Source organism: Paraburkholderia podalyriae, assembly GCF_014397785.1.
Lineage (GTDB): Bacteria > Pseudomonadota > Gammaproteobacteria > Burkholderiales > Burkholderiaceae > Paraburkholderia > Paraburkholderia podalyriae.
On record NZ_VZQQ01000255.1, the window covers coordinates 1 to 919 of the forward strand.

Here is a 919-nt window from a genome sequence, read left to right on the forward strand (position 1 = left end):
TGGTAGCTCGCGATATGGACGATGTAATTACCTACTGGAACAGCGGCGCGGAAGCGCTTTATGGGTGGAAGAAACACGAGGCGCTCGGCCACGTTGCCGACCGTCTGCTTCACACGCGTTTTCCTGCAGCACTCGAGGACATCAAAAAAACCTTGATTGAAACGGGCCGTTGGGAAGGCGAGATCGTCAATACCCGGCGCGACGGGTCGGAAGCCGCAGTGGCCAGCCGTTGGGCCCTGGTGCGAGACGGACAGGGGCGACCGATCGCGACCCTCGAAACGGGCACCGACATCACCGAGCGCAAGCGGGTCGAAGAGGCGCTGCAACAGGTGTCTCGTTTGACGTCGATCGGCGAATTGGGCGCGTCGGTGGCCCACGAAATCGCCCAGCCTCTCGCAGCGGTCGCCACCCATGGTACCGCGTGCCTGCGTTGGATTGACCGGGACGTACCCGACCTTGAAAAAGTGCGAGCCTCCGTGCAACGCATACTTACTGATGTACAACGCGCGACCGAGATCGTCAGGCGCGTCCGCATGCTCGCAAAGCGGATTGCCCCTGAGATGACGCGACTGGAAATCAACGAGCTGATCAGTGACGTCATGGTACTGCTCCAGCGCGAGGTCTTGAAGCACAATGTAGCACTGCGCGCGACGCTTGCTTCGAAACTGCCTGCGGTGCTTGGCGATCGGATCCAACTGGCACAAGTCATCACGAATCTGATTACAAACGGTATCCAGGCAATGAGCACGATCGAAGACCGGCCGCGCGAACTGACGATCAAGTCGTGGGGGAGCGACGACGGCTATGTGATCGTCTCGGTGCAAGATTCCGGGACAGGAATTGACCTGCAGCACGCCGATCGGCTATTCGAACCGTTCTTCACTACGAAGCCCGAAGGTATGGGTGTGGGGCTTTCTAT

At 59.4% G+C, this 919-nt stretch carries 1 protein-coding gene; it reads left to right on the plus strand.

The features are described from left to right. Positions 1-14: 14 nt before the first annotated feature. Positions 15-919: two-component system sensor histidine kinase NtrB (locus tag F6X42_RS42895; RefSeq protein ID WP_246530569.1), on the plus strand; the 905-nt coding region annotated here is incomplete at its 3' end.